A 1,736-nucleotide genomic window follows, 5' to 3' on the forward strand; every position below is an offset into this window, starting at 1 on the left:
TTCCCCGCTTCGACCGGAGGAGTCGGGATTCCCGATGCTCCCGCCGCTGATGCCGCCGCCGGTCTCTGCCGGAAGCGGCTGGCGCAAGAGGAAGCCGCAGAAGTACGACGACCTCGCATTAGGACTGGAGGTAAAGGGCACGGTGATGCCACGACCGCCGTCAGCGGGATGAGCCCGCAAACTCGGCCCACTGTCGTACGGTCCTGACGGCGATCGGTAATTTGGCCCCATGCCCTGGGCGCGATTGCTGTCGCTGGCCATCTCGCTGAGCGCCATCGCGTCCTTTCTTGCCGGCTGTGACTCGCGGGAGGTACACGCCGCATCGCGTGATCAGTTCGGGACGTTTGCATTCGGCGGCCTGAAGCGCACCTACATCGTGCATCTGCCGCCCGGTCCTCCCGTCGGCCTGGTGCTCAGCCTGCACGGCGGCGGCGGCACCGGAGAAGGCCAGCAGGGTCTCACCGACTTCGACTCCGTCGCCGACGCCAGCAACCTGCTGGTGGTCTACCCGGACGGCTACGACAAGAGCTGGGCCGACGGAAGAGGGGCCTCGCCGGCGGACCGTCGCCATCTCGACGACGTCGGGTTTCTGGTCGCGCTGGTGGGCAAGCTGCGCGACCAGTTCGCCGTGCCCGCCGGGCACGTCTTCGCCACCGGCATGTCCAACGGCGGATTCATGTCCAACCGGCTGGCCTGTGATCGCGCCGACGTCTTCGCCGCGATCGCGCCGGTGTCCGGGACGCTGGGTGTCAGCGTGGGCTGCGAACCGTCCCGGCCGGTGTCGGTCCTGGACGCGCACGGCACCTCCGATCCGGTGGTGCCGTTCAACGGCGGAGACGTGCGCGGGCGCGGCGGCATCAGCCACGCCATCTCGGCGTCCAGCCTGGTGGACAGATGGCGAGTGGTCGACGGGTGCCAGGGCGAACCGTCGGAGCAGGTGCTGCCCGACGTCGGGGACGGGACGCTGGTGCGCCGATTCGCCTCCACCGTGTGCGCGGCCGGTTCCGAGGTGGTCTTCTACAAGATCGACCATGGCGGCCACACCTGGCCGGGCGGCAAGCAGTACCTGCCCAAGGTGGTCATCGGACCCACGACGCGGGCGTTGGACGCCTCGCAGGTGATCGCCCAGTTCTTCCTCGCGCACGCCCGCGATTGACGCGCGCTGCATGCTTCACCGCTGGCAGGTGGGGCACCAGTACGCCACCCGATCGCCGGTGTCGTCGTAGGCGATGAGCGTGCCGCAGCGACGGCAGGCCTGCCCGGCGCGCCCGTAAACCCACAGCTGCCGGCCTGCCCGGGTATCCCCGGTGGTGCAGCGATTCCAGCGGAAGCGGTTGGCCCACAACATGTCCCGAGCCCGAGACACCAGCCGCCGCGGGTCTGCCAGGTTGCTGACCGGCGCGGTCGGTAGGTGTCCGCTGACGAAACACAGTTCGTTGCAGTAGACATTGCCCACCCCGGCCAGCACCCGTTGGTCCAGCAGCGCCTCGGCGATCGGCCGGTCCGGGCGTGCCGTCAGGTTGGCCGCGGCCACGGCGGGATCCCAGTCCTCGCCCAGCAGGTCGGGCCCCAGGTGCGCGACCGCCACGGCGTGGCGGTCGCGCTCCAGGATCTCCAGTACGCCCAGGTCGATGCCGACGGCCCGAATATCCCCGGCTTCCAATATGATTCGCACCCGGTGATCGGGGCGTGCCGGCCGGTTACCGACCCGCCAGCTGCCGTCCATCTTCAGATGC

The 1,736-nt window shown here is 69.5% G+C and carries 2 protein-coding genes; one reads left to right on the forward strand and one right to left on the reverse strand.

Annotated elements, in window-relative coordinates:
• Window positions 1-229 precede the first annotated feature (229 nt).
• On the forward strand, window positions 230-1,156 hold the full coding sequence (locus A5791_RS05055; protein ID WP_067232137.1) for a PHB depolymerase family esterase: 927 nt from the start codon (window positions 230-232) through the stop codon (window positions 1,154-1,156).
• A gap of 15 nt (window positions 1,157-1,171) precedes the next feature.
• On the opposite strand, the gene A5791_RS05060 is transcribed toward A5791_RS05055, so the two are convergent.
• On the reverse strand, window positions 1,172-1,736 hold a 565-nt coding region (locus A5791_RS05060; protein WP_067232140.1), incomplete at its 5' end, for a zinc finger domain-containing protein.

The organism is Mycobacterium sp. 852002-51163_SCH5372311, from assembly GCF_001667115.1.
Taxonomy (GTDB): domain Bacteria; phylum Actinomycetota; class Actinomycetes; order Mycobacteriales; family Mycobacteriaceae; genus Mycobacterium.